The sequence below is a fragment of the Legionella rowbothamii genome (genome assembly GCF_900639985.1).
In the GTDB taxonomy this organism is placed as follows: domain Bacteria; phylum Pseudomonadota; class Gammaproteobacteria; order Legionellales; family Legionellaceae; genus Legionella; species Legionella rowbothamii.
Genome location: NZ_CAAAIM010000004.1, coordinates 1 through 14970 on the forward strand (window position 1 = coordinate 1; position 14970 = coordinate 14970).

A 14970-nucleotide genomic window follows, 5' to 3' on the forward strand; every position below is an offset into this window, starting at 1 on the left:
AATTAACCCTATTTCTCCCGCACATCCTTGCATTGACGTAGATTGGGCCTATCGCCCAACATAGCGCGCTGGCGCGGCTAGATGCTTTGTTGGGTCATAGGCCTAATCTACAGGTTAGAAACAAGCCTCAAGGGGCTGAAAGAGAGCTAATCGGGAAATTAACTAAATAAAAAAACACTCGCTAGTGCGGAAAAAGTGAAGCAATCCAAGTTTTATGCTTCGAGTTGCTATTTTATATAGAAAATGTCGGTATGGTTCTTTTTCAAACGCTGCTCATTTATTTCACTATTGGCAGCTTAAGGAAAACCTGGTTGCACGTAAAATAGTAATAATTAATATTAATTCCCCCATAGGCCGATTAAAATAGATTAGTCCTGAGCTTTCAAAAATAACCTTCCTAGTAAAACCAAAATCTATTGATGCGTTATTTATGCAGTTAGTTGATTTTAAAGTCATTTTATTAATCAAAAGTTGATTTTTTTTTCCCTTTAGTTTAAGTTATTTCCATTTAGGATAAATAATAAATTTTATGAAAGTCCAACGTATATCGGAATATATCAATGAACTGCGCAAAGAAGAGAGCAAGGCTGAATGCGATGTAACTCTTTTAGAAAAGATTGGCGCCTATTTTCTCAATAAATCTCCTGAAACACTCCTTGATAGGCAAGATATTCTCTTTTTAGAGGGGTGCTTTACTGAGCGCTGGGATGTCGTGCGCGGTAAAGAGCATGATTACACACTAAGTAATTCACCCATAGAGCTAAAATGGGTAAATTTAGCAAGAGAATTAGGTAAGCATGCAAGTATTCCATATTTAAAAATACTGATGCATACAATTACTAATGATAATGATCCGCATGATCACTCAGAGTTAACCGAAACTGAAACAATGACTAATTTTTATCTGGCGAATAAAGGTACTCTTCTTTGCCGTAAAAGGAGCCTTTGCGATCATTTATTAGATCATGAACTTGTATTAGCGACCAGCAAGAATTCAGATGCCGCAGTTATTTTTACATTGGATGAATTAAGCAGTTTAAAACGCTGTAAAGTTAACTCGTTTTTTTCTATTGAAACCAAAATTTGGGACAGCCAAACGCAAGCCAATGAGCAGCAAACAGTAACTGAATATTTCCGAAGTTTTTGGGATTTTCTGCAAAGAAAAGTTTTTGCACGCGGTTCTAACGATGGTGAATTCCCAATAAATTTTTTAATCCCCTTATTTAATTTAGTTGAGTGCTATATTAGTTTGAAGGTTGATGGTAATGAATTTTGTGCCTTTCAAAAAAAGGCGAGTAACTTTTTCGAGCTGGTCTATAAGAGTGCTTCTCTTAATATTAACTCTTTATATGGACAAAGAGTTTTTTATAAGGGGCGAGAACATTATTTAATCGATATCTTGATAGCAATTTTTGATGCGAATCAATTTAATCTGGAGCAGGAAATATTAGCTATTACACGATTGTTATTTAGTCTTCAGCCTGAGTTAGAAACTAAGAATAATATTTTGAGATCATTCTATCTTGAAGAGCAAAAAAAGGTAGTTCATTCCCCAGAAAATGAGGTTGAAGCCTATATTAACTGTTGCCGTCTACTTGTATCATTATTTGTGACAAAATTTGATCTGGGTTTTTTTATTTATAAAGGACAGGAAATATTTGCATGGGATCAAGAGAATGAAATTCCTCATGAATGTAATGGGATCTATACGAGTTTACTAAAAGTCTTTAATTCTGAAAAACCTAATTATATCGATGTATATTACAATGTTATTAAGAACGAAATTGCTTCTCTCGTAAGAGAGAATGCTCATTGGTCTCGAAAAATCAGGACAGGCACCTCTCGTGATTGGTTGAAAAAAGCTAATATCTCTTCTTTGGCAGAGATTGATGGCCATTGGTATCCTCCAGAGTTAATTATCCATCGGCTATTAAAACTTATTCAAACTAATATTGTATTTAAGCATCAAATTATAGATTTTTTGGATGCCTTAGTGACGACATATGCTCAGGAACAAGGTGATTTTAGAAAAGAGCTGCGCGTTAATATATTATTCTCACAATTTCTTTCTCAACTAAGCGAACCTGAAAGCCTTACTGTAGTAACGTTTATGACCTCCGGTAGTTATATATCGGCTGATGGAATTGAATCTGATTTTTTAAATAATTGTATAGTACATATAAATAGCCGTTTAGTGACGTTGGGCTATCATCAGCCTATTGAAAAATCCCCTAGCTTTTTCCCAGCGAAACTTAATTATGAGATTGATCCTGCTCTTGTTTTGGGAACGAAGCATTTAATTGAAGTGATTGAACATTACGCTACTAAATTGGAGTTAGGTCATCTTGATAATGAAGTACAAGGAAAAATCCGACGCTTCTTATTTGATTTGAAGAACCCGATTTTAAGCTGTGCTGATAGGAATGCGATTATAAAAGAATCTGAAACCACGTCTGATCCTCTAGGGCAACCTAGCTGATTGCCAAGAAATACATGTAGCGCGTATTATGCCGTTTCACGTTGTTCTTAAAGGAATAAAAAAATGTCGTTCTTGTGAGCAACCTAGGGTGTCGTGTATCGAACCTCTGGTTGCTTCGTCGCTTCGCTTTTCGCAATGATGAAGTTTAAATAAGCCCTGAATGGATACAGTAATGTATTACCATACTTGGGGAATATAAATGCTCCTCTCTTTAGGTCTTATATTGAGCGCAAAGTTTAAGAAAATTTGCATATCTTTTTTTAGCAATGAGCCCATCTTGCATTGCCTTTATAATTGCGCAGTGGGGTGTATCTTTATGGGTACAATTTCTAAATTTACATTGTGATAAAAATGGCTTGAATTCATTATAGCCACGCGCAATTTCTGCCACATCAATATGCCATAAACTGAATTCTCTAACACCAGGAGAATCAATTAAAGCACCACCGCTAGGTAAATGATAATAGCGTGAATTACTGGTGGTATGTCGTCCTAACTCAGATACTTCTGAAATAGCCCCAGTCGCGATGTTTTGTTCGTGGGGTAAAATTGCAGAAATTAGCGATGATTTTCCCACGCCAGACTGTCCTACAAAGACACTTACCTGATGGTCCAATATTTTTTTTAATTGAGCCGTACCCTCAACATCATCTTGGTTAATAAATAGAAGTGGGTAGCCTAGATGGCGATAGTCTCCCATTAATTGCTCTTTAATTTCCGTACAAGGTAAATCAGTTTTATTTAAGAGTATAATCGCTGGTAATTGTAGGGTTTCTGCCATAACCAAATAGCTATCTAGAAGCGGCCAGGAAATTTCTGGTTTAGCTGCAACAACAACAATAATCTGAGTAATATTGGCAGCAACCGGTTTTACTACGCCGGAGCCTGTTGGTTTCGCAAGCACACTTTGCCTTGGGTAAAGGCTTACTACTACACCTTGATTCGTACCTTCGTTTTGCCATACCACCCGATCACCAGCAACTAATGTTTCAAGATTAGGTCTAATGGAGCAGCGAATATGAACGCCTTGATTATCTTCAACTTCTACGTGACGACTGAAACGAGTAATAACTAGCCCATCCACTAAATTATCATGGTTTTCTTTATTCGTTTGATACGTTTGTTGAATTTTTTCAATACGTGCAGACTGTTGTTTGTTAATACGTCTTTTACTCATGATTGCAATCTATATTATAATTAGGATAGTTTTTTTAAATTTTGTGCATTATTGGGTAATAAGACAGAAATTTATTACCATTGTTGCAAATTTAAAACACAAATTTAACAAATATTTTGATTCACACAGTATGAAGGCAAATTACATATAATGAAAGTCTACTTAGTTGGTGGGGCTGTTCGCGATCGCTTGTTAAATCTACCTGTAAAAGAACAGGATTGGGTAGTAGTTGGCGCAAGCCCTGATGAATTACTAAAAAAACGATTTCGACAGGTTGGGAAAGATTTCCCGGTATTTTTGCATCCTGAAACTAATGAGGAATATGCGTTAGCGCGAACAGAACGCAAAGCTGCGCCAGGTTATTATGGTTTTACTTGTGATTTCAGCAAAACGGTTAGCCTAGAAGAAGATCTCGCTCGCCGCGATCTAACCATTAATGCTATGGCTATGGATGAGCAAGGGCAATTAATTGATCCTTATCAAGGACAGCAGGATTTACGCGATAAAGTATTAAGACATGTTTCTTCGGCATTTGTTGAGGATCCGGTGCGTGTTTTACGTGTTGCGCGTTTTGCAGCACGATTTCATCATTTGGGTTTTAAGGTGGCAGATGAAACGCGCTCTTTGATGTATTCTATGGTGCGCAATGGGGAGTTAGCGCATTTAGTCGCAGAACGAGTATGGCAGGAATGGCAACGAAGCTTGGAAGAACAAAACCCCGAACAATTTATTAGTACTTTACGAGCGTGTGATGCATTGCGTATCATTCTCCCCGAATTACATGCTTTATTTGGTGTTCCGAATCCTCATCGCTATCACCATGAGGTGGATAGTGGCGTGCATACGCTTATGGTCTTACAGGCTGCAGTTGTTTTAACCACGGATCCAGTGATTCGTTTCGCAGCTTTAGTCCATGATTTAGGAAAAGCAACGTCACCGATGTCGAATTGGCCGAGTCATCATGGACACGAAGAGCGTGGTGTTCCCATTATAGACGCTTTATGCGCGCGTTTGCGAATTCCAAATGAATATCGTACATTGGCAATGACCGTTTCACGGTTTCATTTAACTATTCATCGTTTATCAGAGTTACGAGCAGCGACAATAGTAAAAGTTTTAGAACAAGCGGATGCGTTTCGACGTCCGCAGCTTTTTTACAATATGCTCATTGCCTGCCAGGCTGATGCTGAAGGATGTGGACGAAAGGTTGATTATCGACAAGCTAAGCTATGGAGTAGCTTATTAGCAGAATGTGCTAAGGTAAATGTACAAACTATAATAGCGCAGGGTTATACTGGAGAGGCAATTAAACATGCCTTACACCAACATCGAGTAGCCTGTGTAGACTTAATATTAAACTCCTGGAATATAAATGAAAAACAATCATAATTTGATCTGGATTGACTTAGAAATGACGGGTTTAGACCCCGAAGCAAATCGCATTATTGAAATTGCTACAATCGTAACTGATCCCCATTTAAATATTATTGGCGAAGGTCCTGTTTTTGCTGTTTCTCAACCAAAGGCCGAGTTGGATGCCATGGATTCTTGGAATACTCGACAGCATGGTCAATCGGGATTGGTGGCACGGGTTTTAGAAAGCACCGTGGATGAAAAACATGCTGAGCAAGAGACCGTGAATTTTCTAAAACAATTCGTTGATAAAGGAAAATCCCCGATGTGTGGTAACAGCGTATGCCAGGATCGACGCTTTTTATATAAATACATGCCCGAATTAGCAGCCTTTTTCCATTATCGTAATTTAGATGTAAGTACTCTTAAAGAATTAGCGATTCGTTGGAGACCTGAATTATTAAATGGCTTTAACAAGCAATCCAAACACTTAGCATTAGATGATATTAAAGACTCCATTGCTGAATTGGTTTATTATCGCCAACATTTTATAAATTTACCGGAAATAGCACCATGATAGAAAGAGAGCGATTGGAATTGCCTAATGGAGCAGATAAATTATTACTGCACTCCTGCTGTGCCCCTTGTTCTGGTGAGGTAATGGAAGCGCTGATCAGTTCAGAAATTAATTTCTCAATATTTTTTTACAATCCTAATATTCATCCTATTCAAGAATATGAAATTAGGAAACAGGAAAATATAAAGTTTGCTGAAAAACATAATATACCTTTTATTGATGCGGATTATGACAAAGATAATTGGTTTGAGCGTGCCAAAGGTCTCGAATGGGAACCTGAACGTGGTAAACGCTGCTCCATGTGTTTTGATATGCGTTTTGAACGTACAGCTTTATATGCTCATGAGCATGGTTTTCCTGTGATTAGTAGTTCTTTAGGTATTTCCCGATGGAAAGATATGAACCAAATTAATGACAGTGGTCTGCGCGCCGCCGGGCATTACCCGGAACTGGTGTATTGGACCTATAATTGGCGAAGAAATGGTGGTTCAGCGCGCATGTATGAAATCGCAAAGCGTGAGCAATTTTATAAGCAAGAATATTGTGGTTGTGTCTATTCATTACGGGATACAAATGCTTGGCGTAGGCAAAAGGAGCGTAATCGAATTAAAATAGGGGTTAATTACTACAATGCCGCCGAGACAGAAAATAAAGAGGATTTATGAGTACACATTCACATAAGGATGGCCATGAGCATCATGGTCACTCTCATTCGCATGGCCCAGTGACCTATGATCGGGCTTTTTTAATTGCAATTACTGCGAATGGTCTATTTGTTCTTTTGCAAATTGTGTTTGCTTACCTATCAAACTCAACCAGTTTATTAGCTGATGCATTCCATAATTTAGGGGATGTATTAGGCTTGGTTTTAGCGTGGATTGCAACGAGTCTTATGAAGCGCGCACCCACGATGAAAGCAACCTATGGGCTGAAAAAAATCTCTATTTTATCTGCCTTAGCCAATGGTATTTTGTTGGTATTTACCTGCGGTATTATTGCTACCGAAGCAATGTATAAATTGTTCTCCCCAACTGAAATTCAAGCGGTATCGGTTATGATCGTGGCTGGTATTGGCATTGTGATTAATTTTTCAACTGCGCTTTTATTCATGCGAGGTTCAGATGATCTTAATATCAAGAGTGCTTATCTGCATTTATTTTATGATGCGCTAATTTCGGTTGGCGTAGTAGTTGCTGCAGTCTTGATCTACTTTACCGGTTGGCTCTGGCTTGACCCTGTGGTTGGTTTAGTGATTGCGTTTATTATTTTAAAAGGGACTTGGTCTTTATTTGTTAATAGTTTTCGACTAATTATAGATGGGGTGCCAGAGAATATTTCCTGGTCTGCAGTGAGTGAGTTTTTACTGGCAAAACCAGGAGTTGATGGCTTTCATGATTTGCACATATGGGCAATGAGTACCCAGGAAAATGCAATGTCTGTGCATTTATACATGCCTGAAATCGAACTAAGTGATGAATCACGGATGGAGTGGATTGAACAGTTAAGACACGAATTTAGTATTCAACATGTAACTATTCAGGTAGAAAAGACACAATCAGGGTGCAATGATAATTGCCATAATCCAGGTTTTTTATAGCCACACTGATACGCAAAGTAATTTTCTCATCCTATACTTAAAGTACTTCATAAGATATAGGGTGAAGAAAGCATGGTATTAAAGAACGTTCGCGACGAATTTACTCCCGCAGCAACTGCTCATGTAACGAGTAACGCTTTGTTTTCTCATAATGTTTCTCGAGGTACTTTAAATGGTTCAGGTAAAACCTGGATTAAAAAGGAAATGCCCGATCCGGCTGTTGCCAGAATAGAGGTTCTCGCACAAGAGTTCTTTCGCTTAATTATTCCCCATCAAGGTGAAACGCGGCTTTTACAAGACAAATCCACAGGCGTCCATTATATTCTTTCTGAAGAGGTCCAAGGGTATCGTGATTTGCCTTTAGGCGAAGCTCATAATTTTGCGAATGGACATTATACTGGTTTGGGGCAAGCGCTTGTCGGGGCTATGTTTTTGCAAGAAATAGATCTGAAAAATGGAAATATTGGACTTGATGCGCAGGGCCGGGTTGCGAAAATTGATGGGGACTGGTGTTTTGCGCAAGGACGCTACGGGGATGAGGACTCGTATAATATAACTCCGGAGGCAATCGCACAACTTCCTTACCCAAAGGACTTTTATGCCTTCAACTGGCTTGATCTCATTTCGCAAGGTACCGCTCTTAGTGCCAGCAATATTGTTGCTCCTTCTTTAAGTAGCTCGCCGCAATTTCGTGCTGAAGTGAATCAGGCATTATTGATGATTACTCTTTTGCCAAATAGCTTTATTGAACATTTTGTTGATGCCTACATTCCTGCAGGCGGAGAGCGTTACGTTGATTTAATTAAATCACGCCGAGGCCAATTACTTGCTAGTGCTTTGCAAAATACATCATTTATGGATTATTTACATTCAGAAGCAGCACTTGAAGATTATAATAGTCTTATTGCACATATGGATTCGTTTCAGGCAAATGGGGAGGGTAGGGTAATTCCTGAGCATGCGCGCGAATCTAATAGCAGAGAGGTTGCAGAACGATTTGCCATTATACAGTACCAAGGTAAATCAGCTAAAGAACATGAGCAAATATTGGAAAATATTTTATCCCATAAAGTGAATGATCACGATGTTCTTCTAAATACGTACGTAGCGGACATGCGGAAAGAATTAGTAAAATATAGTTCAAACCCGCAAAAATTAGCGGAAATTAAAGAACAATTGAATCAGGTATTAGTTTCCGTAAGTTCAGCCGAGGTCTCCGCTGTGAAGAATGCCGCAAGCAATTTACGTGAGAGTAGTCACTGGTATACGCGAGGTGTTGTGGCAAAAGCAGCCCGAATTGAGGCGGCGTTGTGTACTATACCGCTTCTTGAACGTGGAACTGTGATTAGTAAAGATGGACCTGCAAATAAAGTTCAGGAAGCACTTGCTTCCCATCGGCATTGGGGGAAAGGTGGAGAGGTTTATAAAACGGGAGATAAGATTGATATGGCTCATTCCGCTCAGACGTTTAAAGATTTGAAAGCACAATTTACTGAAGCGCGTGAACCAACTATGGATGAGGATAGTCCCATCCAAAACCCGCGAGTAAAATGACTAATCAAGAGCATTATTTTAAGGATCGACTATGAGCAATGATAAATTACATGGGTTATACGGCAAAAGCGGGAAAATAAATCCAGATGAAGAGCAGATTAAAGCATTACGCAGTAATCTACGTGCCTTAAATGATGAGAATAATAATATAGTGAAGCAAATATGGGATATTGCTTTTAAGCTGAACAATCCTCAGATGACTGAAGAGCAACGTAGCAAGTTAATGACGTTAAATGAACGCCTAAACCAGCAAATTATAGATGGCGACTACATAAATAGAATCGACGAAGTAAAGCAACAAATTATTGATTTAGAAACCGAATTATATGGGTTTTCGGATTTAACTGGTAATTCACCGTATTCCATATAAGGAAAATGTAACCTGGTTGCATGCAACCAGGTTTCCTTTACACTAATACCTGATGTGTTGTTAACGCCAACCCCTTTTTATAACTCTCACAAGCTTGACTCGCATCACCTAACTTTTCCTGTAGTTTGCCTAGGGTCATATATGCCACAGGTGAGGGCTCGATTTCATTCGATTGTTCAAGATAGTATTTCGCCTTACCCCATAACTGACGATTAATAGATAATTGCCCTAAACATAGATAAAGTTCAGCTGAGTGTGCATGTTTTTTTAATAGGCTTTCGGCAAAGGCAAGTTGGCTATCATCACTGGGTAATGAGCCATAAAGTTTAATAAGTTGGGGATTAAATTCCTTGCGCAGGTTACGGCGTAATAATTCTTTTGCCTTGGCATGCTCATTGTTTTTAAGTAAGAAACGCACATACTCTGTAACAATATTGGGATCTGCTGCTAATGGTTTTGGCAATGACTTAAATAGCTCAGATACTGCTTCAGGCTGGTTTTGCTTTGTTAGATCCGTTAGCGCTTGCAAATAAGCACTGTGCTGCAGGACTTCAAATTCTTGTGGCTCAATCACATTATATCGTTTTAAGCTAGGCAGTAAGGCAATGAGTTGAGGCCAATCGCGAACCTCTTGATACAGTTGCACAAGTAGTTTTAAAACATAAGGATGACGTGGAGCAATATCATGTAAGTGTCTGAGAGTAGCTAATGCCTGCTCCCATTGATGATTTGCCAATTGCAATTGAGCTTGAGTAAGTTCAACGGCAATTTTTGCTTCGGGCATGGATTGTTGTGCTTCACGCAGAAAATCATCACGTAATTGGCTATCGCCCATTTTTTGTGCCGCACGAGCTGCGGTTAAGTAATTCAATAGTGGCGTATCCGTATTAGGAAGTGCTTGAATTAAATGATTTTTCGCTTTATCCCAATATCCTTCACTGTATTCGATTAATCCCTTACGTGTAATTGCTTGGGCTTTTTGCGCTAGGCGCTTAGAGTGCCAACGGCTGAGCGCTCTAGGAGCACGAGTAATTTTGTGACATAAGCGGATAACTAAATAGACGATAAGAAATGCCAGAATCAAGCCTAAAATCATTACCCACAAGGTGGTTTCAACGGTCCAATGATTTATGGCAATTAATACATAGCCAGGATCTTTATTGAGCTGCACCCCTAAAATGATGGCGGCTAATAAGATGAAAAACGCAATAAAAAGACGCATCATTCTGAGGTTCCTCCCTGTCCTTCTTTATCGGCCGGCTTGACAGCAGGTTCTTTGGAGTCAATTAATTGATTTAATAAAGGTAAGGAGCTAACACCAACGTCAGGTCTTTTTGGGGTTAACTGAATTTGCTGCAGCTCATTTAGTTTTTTTATGAGTGCTGCAGTATTGGCAGCATTTTCATTAAAATTCTTTTTCAGGGTTGTTATTGCTTGATTTAGCACTAATTGATAGACCTCTTGATTATTATTGAGTACTGCCCATTGTGCCTCTTGTAAATCTAAGCGAATGTTTTCCTTGAGTATCATTTCAAGAGCAGGGGATATCAGTGGTTTAATCTGTTCCTCGTTACGACGAATGACCACCAGTTTGCTTAATACATTCATGCTATCTTGCCAACGAAGACGCCATACCGATGTTTTATTTTCTGGGGTAGCAGGTGTTTCTGCTGTTGGTTTCATATCATTTAACGTCGAGGCAATACTTAAATCCTCAAGGCTATTTTGAGCTGCATCCAATTGGCTTAGTGTTCCTGCAATATCCATTTTAGGAGCTGCTTTTAATTCAGCAATGTCTTTCGCGACTGCTTGTCGGATCTCAAAGATTTTAGGGTCATTTAATTGCAGTAATAATTGATCCGTTTGTTGCAATAAGCTGATGGTTGCTTCAACGCTGTTGCTCCAGTGAGCATTGATTTGCGCTAACTCAAGATAATAACGTGCTTTGAGCAACAGCCAATTTTGATTTTGATAAAATCGTTGGCTCATCGCTGCTTGCACTTGTTTGTTTAGCTCTCCAAACTGGTTTTGTAGGTTAGAACGGATTTCCTCAAGCATATTGGCCTTGGCCTCAAGTTGAGCTTGAGTTTTATCTTCATTTTGTTCTAACTTATCTAATTGTCGGTTTATTTGATTGTTTTGATTGCTCTGATTGGCTAATTGCGCTTGTAATTGTTTATTGAGTGATAGCGTATATAGTGATGAGGTAAGAGCGCCAATCGCAATTACAACAGCCCCAATGGTCATGGTTGATTTTGTAGGGGCGTGGTTTTTCATTGAGGGGCTATTGCTTTGCTCCATAGTTTGTTTTTGTTTTGGTTCGGATGATTTTTTTTGTTCTTCATTGCCATTGGTCATAAATTAATCCTTGATAACAGAGTCAAACAATGCATTCATTATCCCCTCGGGATGGCTACGAATAATATGTTTTATTCCCAATGAGGAGGCACTTTGAGCCAGGCGTTCACTAATAACCAGGCATGTTTTACTACGCAGCCAATGATGAGCATCTTTAGGAAATAGTTGAAAAAGATGGCGCATAGACTGCTCACTAGTTAACAGTATAATATCCACTAAATCATCGCGCCATATTGATTTTATAAATTGATCATTTATTTTTGGCAGGACGCGTTGATAAACATTTAATGCAATTAATTCAGCACCTTGTTGCAACAAGCTTTCTTCAATAAGCGGTCTACCACCTTCACCTTTAAATAAAAGAATTTTTTGTTTTTGGGGGTGTTTTAGGCTCGGTAATGCCAATAAATGCTCACTATCTGCTATTAAAGGGGTAGCATGTACCTGTATCGCAAATTGCTTAAGCATTGTGGCGCTGCCGTTACCTATGGCAATGACCTTGATGGTTGAGGGCCAATGAATTTGAGCTTGTTGTAATTGCATAAAGCACTGTTGAACGGCATTCGCACTAATGAAAATAGCCTGTTGTATACTCTTTAAATCGGGCAGTTGACCCAGCCAATCATCCGTTGCTTGAATTTCCAATGTAGGTAATTCGATGGCGATGCCTTGTGCCGCTTGGATGCGTGCACTTAAAGGCTGGGCTTGTTCTTGTGGCCGTGTATTTAACACACGTAAGCCATGGAGTGAACGATTCATTTAGGTGCTGACGCCAGAAGTTCTGCTCCACCTTGAGCAAGTAATTCTTGAGAGCAACGTATGGCTAATTGGGGTGCATCCTCTGGTGATCCTGTTTGTTGATTGCTAAGGATATGCGTACCATCTTCGTTTAATATTTTTGCGCGCAACATCAATTGATTGGCGGCGATTGGTGCACAAAAAACCGCTAAAGGAACATGGCAGTTTCCTCCCAAAAGCGCATTCACCTGGCGCTCGGCGTGTACACAAATAGCGGAGGTAGGATCATTGAGCCCGGCTACTAGAGTTTGGGTTTCCTGATCGTCCGTTCTACATTCAATAGCCAATGCTCCCTGCCCACATGCAGGGAGCATAATGTGGTCGGGAATTTGTTCGCGAATTACTTCCGTAAATCCCATGCGCTCGAGGCCTGCCGCGGCTAAGATTATGGCTTGATATTCGCCAGACTCTAATTTAGCGAGACGAGTATTGATATTTCCTCGTAAAGTTTTGATGCATAAATCAGGGCGATACGCCAATAATTGTGATTGCCGTCTAAGGCTTCCTGTTCCCACAATGGCGTTGGGGGGGAGATTTTGCAGGCTGCTGTATTGTTGACTGACCAATACATCATAGGGATTATCACGTTTACAAATGGCTACTAAGCTTAGGCCTTTCGGAAATTCCGCGGGCATGTCTTTTGATGAGTGAACGGCGATATCAGCTCTTTTATCCAATAAAGCTTCTTCTAATTCTTTGACAAATAACCCTTTACCACCTACAGCAAGCAGCTTATCTTTCAGGAATTTATCTCCAGAGGTAGTCATTGGCACAAGCTCAATTTTTAGCATGGGCCATTGTGCTAATAACAAATCGCGTACATGATTGGCTTGCCATAAAGCAAGAGGACTTTGACGTGTTGCGATACGTAGCGTCTTGATATTCATAGATTATTAGAACGACTTATTAATAATGCGCTATCATAGCATTTTATTTGCATGAACGTGAGGTTGACGTTAAGAAATGTACCTTGGATGAGAGCTTTACCTTCATCCAGGGTACATAATGTTTATTTTTTATAACCAGCACGTAGTGCAAGAGCCATGAAAATATAAGTCCAACCACTAACGATCATGTCAATGGCAATGAACATCCCGATAACCCATAGGCTACTCATCGGCCATTTGATGAGGATTAAAATTCCTAAAATCAGGGAAGTAATACCAGCAAATAATATCCAACCCCAACCCTCAGTATCTCTTAAAGAAATGGACATTGAGATGCGAGTTACGCCAATAATAATTAGCAGCCAGGCCAGCATAGCAGTAATCACTGCGGAAGCAAGAATAGGATCGTACAACACCACACCGGCCGCAATGACGTATAAAAGCGCGATAAGAATTTGCCAAACAGCCCCTTTCCATTTTTTGTATTTGAAGGCATCAGCAAAATGCGATAAACCTGAAACTAGCAGCATGGCTGAAAAAAAGTACATGCTCACTAAGGTCAGCATAATATCCATGCCTAAACCAATAGTACCCATAATCAACAGTATTATTCCTAATCCTAACAGCCATCCCCAATGACGTTGTAATGAATCGACCATTGGGACCTGCATCTTTTCTGTGTTATCCATATCAGTTCCTTTTGATTATACTATTTTTAATATAGCTTATTTTTAGGTACCTGGGTTCGAAATGAATAATTATCTAGTAGGCTGGAAAAAAAGCTTACTTATAGGTATGATTTTTAAATTGTGTTTTCGAGGTGTACGGGTATGAAGTGGTCTGTGGTGATGTTATTATCATTTTTCTCATTTGCAGGGAATGCAGATAGTAATACAGAGAGACAGGAAACGCAGTTAAGAATTCAACCCGTAGGTCAAGTTACAGTGCAAGGACAACCCAGTTCTGAGCATAAAACGGTGGCAGAGCCCGCCAAAAAAGAGCCTGGGGAAGAAACTTATGAGCAGCATTGCATTGTATGCCATAAAGATGGGTTGGCGGGTGCTCCTAAGTTTCGTAATGAGCAAGATTGGAAATCTCGTATAGCCGGTAGAACATTAGATGATTTAGTTGCTTCTTCAATAAAGGGTTTAAATGCGATGCCTACAAAAGGAACTTGTTTTAAGTGCAGTGAGGATGATCTGAAAGCTGCAATTTCTTATATGTTGCCAAGATCATGACAAAATTAAATTTCAGAAGAATTCAAACATTCAATGCAGCAGTTACTTTATTTGTACTGTTTGCGTCATTTTATTTTCAATATGTGGTTGGTTTAGCGCCTTGTCCTCTATGCATGATGCAACGCATTTGCGTCTTTTGCTTATTGGCAGTTATGAGCCTAAGTTTCCGTACTCAAAAAAGGGCGCATGCCATTAGTGGATGGATAGTATTTTTTGCCGCCTTAGGGTTGTTTTTTGCCGCCCGCCAGTTGTGGTTGCAATCATTGCCTGCAGGAAACGTTCCTGCCTGTATGCCTGGTTTGGATATTATGATTCGCTATTTCCCATGGAAAACAGTGGCTCAAGCCATGTTATGGGGATCTGGGGAATGTGCTGAAGTCACTTGGCGTTGGCTAGGCGTTTCTATGGCTGGCTGGAGTGCCATGTATTTTACTTTTATGATTTTGATGGGGATATTTTTGCTTTGGAATACTCATCGTTCTCGTTTTGATATGATGTATAGGGTGTAGGTAGCCCGTATTCGCGCAGCGCGTAACGAGGGGGATTTTGCCAACCCAACCCGTATCGTGGAATACAGACTAC

The 14970-nt window shown here is 39.6% G+C and carries 15 protein-coding genes; 9 read left to right on the forward strand and 6 right to left on the reverse strand.

Annotation, left to right across the window (positions count from 1 at the left end; genetic code table 11):
* The first annotated feature begins 529 nt into the window (after positions 1-529).
* Positions 530-2479 (forward strand): hypothetical protein, encoded by a 1950-nt coding sequence (locus E1P08_RS08105; protein WP_133136533.1) that lies wholly within the window; start codon positions 530-532, stop codon positions 2477-2479.
* A 211-nt stretch (positions 2480-2690) separates the two neighbouring features.
* On the opposite strand, the gene rsgA is transcribed toward E1P08_RS08105, so the two are convergent.
* Positions 2691-3656: a small ribosomal subunit biogenesis GTPase RsgA gene (gene rsgA / locus E1P08_RS08110; protein ID WP_133136534.1), complete on the reverse strand. Its 966-nt coding sequence runs from the start codon at positions 3654-3656 to the stop codon at positions 2691-2693.
* Positions 3657-3806: 150 nt separating this feature from the next.
* Between rsgA and E1P08_RS08115 the strand changes: the two genes are divergently transcribed.
* From E1P08_RS08115 to E1P08_RS08140, 6 genes are all read left to right on the forward strand, one after another.
* A complete protein-coding gene (locus E1P08_RS08115; RefSeq protein ID WP_133136535.1) occupies positions 3807-5045 on the forward strand; it encodes a multifunctional CCA addition/repair protein in 1239 nt (412 codons plus the stop codon).
* Entirely contained in the window at positions 5029-5586 is a 558-nt protein-coding gene (gene orn, locus E1P08_RS08120; RefSeq protein ID WP_133136536.1) for an oligoribonuclease, read from the forward strand. The genes E1P08_RS08115 and orn overlap by 17 nt, the downstream gene beginning before the upstream one ends.
* On the forward strand, positions 5583-6251 hold the full coding sequence (locus tag E1P08_RS08125) for an epoxyqueuosine reductase QueH (RefSeq protein ID WP_133136537.1): 669 nt from the start codon (positions 5583-5585) through the stop codon (positions 6249-6251). Before orn ends, E1P08_RS08125 begins: the two co-directional genes overlap by 4 nt.
* Complete coding sequence (locus tag E1P08_RS08130; protein ID WP_133136538.1) at positions 6248-7183, forward strand: cation diffusion facilitator family transporter; 936 nt, start codon at positions 6248-6250, stop codon at positions 7181-7183. Before E1P08_RS08125 ends, E1P08_RS08130 begins: the two co-directional genes overlap by 4 nt.
* Positions 7184-7255: 72 nt before the next feature.
* Positions 7256-8737 (forward strand): hypothetical protein, encoded by a 1482-nt coding sequence (locus E1P08_RS08135; RefSeq protein ID WP_133136539.1) that lies wholly within the window; start codon positions 7256-7258, stop codon positions 8735-8737.
* Positions 8738-8768: 31 nt separating this feature from the next.
* Positions 8769-9107 (forward strand): hypothetical protein, encoded by a 339-nt coding sequence (locus E1P08_RS08140; RefSeq protein ID WP_133136540.1) that lies wholly within the window; start codon positions 8769-8771, stop codon positions 9105-9107.
* 37 nt (positions 9108-9144) lie between these two features.
* On the opposite strand, the gene E1P08_RS08145 is transcribed toward E1P08_RS08140, so the two are convergent.
* The 5 genes from E1P08_RS08145 to E1P08_RS08165 form a co-directional block, all read right to left on the reverse strand.
* A complete protein-coding gene (locus E1P08_RS08145) occupies positions 9145-10332 on the reverse strand; it encodes a heme biosynthesis HemY N-terminal domain-containing protein (RefSeq protein WP_133136541.1) in 1188 nt (395 codons plus the stop codon).
* Positions 10329-11465: a uroporphyrinogen-III C-methyltransferase gene (locus tag E1P08_RS08150; RefSeq protein WP_133136542.1), complete on the reverse strand. Its 1137-nt coding sequence runs from the start codon at positions 11463-11465 to the stop codon at positions 10329-10331. Before E1P08_RS08150 ends, E1P08_RS08145 begins: the two co-directional genes overlap by 4 nt.
* A gap of 3 nt (positions 11466-11468) precedes the next feature.
* Positions 11469-12224, reverse strand: coding sequence for a uroporphyrinogen-III synthase (locus E1P08_RS08155; protein ID WP_133136543.1), 756 nt, complete (start codon positions 12222-12224; stop codon positions 11469-11471).
* Positions 12221-13150, reverse strand: coding sequence for a hydroxymethylbilane synthase (gene hemC / locus E1P08_RS08160; RefSeq protein ID WP_133136544.1), 930 nt, complete (start codon positions 13148-13150; stop codon positions 12221-12223). The genes E1P08_RS08155 and hemC overlap by 4 nt, the downstream gene beginning before the upstream one ends.
* Before the next feature lie 122 nt (positions 13151-13272).
* The gene (locus tag E1P08_RS08165) at positions 13273-13839 is read right to left on the reverse strand and encodes an HdeD family acid-resistance protein (RefSeq protein ID WP_133136545.1); all 567 of its coding nucleotides are present in this window, start codon (positions 13837-13839) and stop codon (positions 13273-13275) included.
* Between the two features lie 141 nt (positions 13840-13980).
* On the opposite strand from E1P08_RS08165, the gene E1P08_RS08170 reads away from it, so the two are divergent.
* Positions 13981-14388: a c-type cytochrome gene (locus tag E1P08_RS08170; protein WP_133136546.1), complete on the forward strand. Its 408-nt coding sequence runs from the start codon at positions 13981-13983 to the stop codon at positions 14386-14388.
* On the forward strand, positions 14385-14897 hold the full coding sequence (locus tag E1P08_RS08175; protein ID WP_133136547.1) for a disulfide bond formation protein B: 513 nt from the start codon (positions 14385-14387) through the stop codon (positions 14895-14897). The genes E1P08_RS08170 and E1P08_RS08175 overlap by 4 nt, the downstream gene beginning before the upstream one ends.
* Positions 14898-14970: the final 73 nt, after the last annotated feature.

Coding starts and splice junctions, on each gene's coding strand:
- E1P08_RS08145 (WP_133136541.1), bottom strand. CDS start 10,332: ATGATGCGTCTTTTTATTGCGTTTTTCATCTTATTAGCCGCCATCATT.
- E1P08_RS08175 (WP_133136547.1), top strand. CDS start 14,385: ATGACAAAATTAAATTTCAGAAGAATTCAAACATTCAATGCAGCAGTT.
- E1P08_RS08165 (WP_133136545.1), bottom strand. CDS start 13,839: ATGGATAACACAGAAAAGATGCAGGTCCCAATGGTCGATTCATTACAA.
- E1P08_RS08130 (WP_133136538.1), top strand. CDS start 6,248: ATGAGTACACATTCACATAAGGATGGCCATGAGCATCATGGTCACTCT.
- E1P08_RS08140 (WP_133136540.1), top strand. CDS start 8,769: ATGAGCAATGATAAATTACATGGGTTATACGGCAAAAGCGGGAAAATA.
- E1P08_RS08135 (WP_133136539.1), top strand. CDS start 7,256: ATGGTATTAAAGAACGTTCGCGACGAATTTACTCCCGCAGCAACTGCT.
- E1P08_RS08125 (WP_133136537.1), top strand. CDS start 5,583: ATGATAGAAAGAGAGCGATTGGAATTGCCTAATGGAGCAGATAAATTA.
- orn (WP_133136536.1), top strand. CDS start 5,029: ATGAAAAACAATCATAATTTGATCTGGATTGACTTAGAAATGACGGGT.
- E1P08_RS08115 (WP_133136535.1), top strand. CDS start 3,807: ATGAAAGTCTACTTAGTTGGTGGGGCTGTTCGCGATCGCTTGTTAAAT.
- E1P08_RS08105 (WP_133136533.1), top strand. CDS start 530: ATGAAAGTCCAACGTATATCGGAATATATCAATGAACTGCGCAAAGAA.
- E1P08_RS08170 (WP_133136546.1), top strand. CDS start 13,981: ATGAAGTGGTCTGTGGTGATGTTATTATCATTTTTCTCATTTGCAGGG.
- E1P08_RS08155 (WP_133136543.1), bottom strand. CDS start 12,224: ATGAATCGTTCACTCCATGGCTTACGTGTGTTAAATACACGGCCACAA.
- hemC (WP_133136544.1), bottom strand. CDS start 13,150: ATGAATATCAAGACGCTACGTATCGCAACACGTCAAAGTCCTCTTGCT.
- E1P08_RS08150 (WP_133136542.1), bottom strand. CDS start 11,465: ATGACCAATGGCAATGAAGAACAAAAAAAATCATCCGAACCAAAACAA.
- rsgA (WP_133136534.1), bottom strand. CDS start 3,656: ATGAGTAAAAGACGTATTAACAAACAACAGTCTGCACGTATTGAAAAA.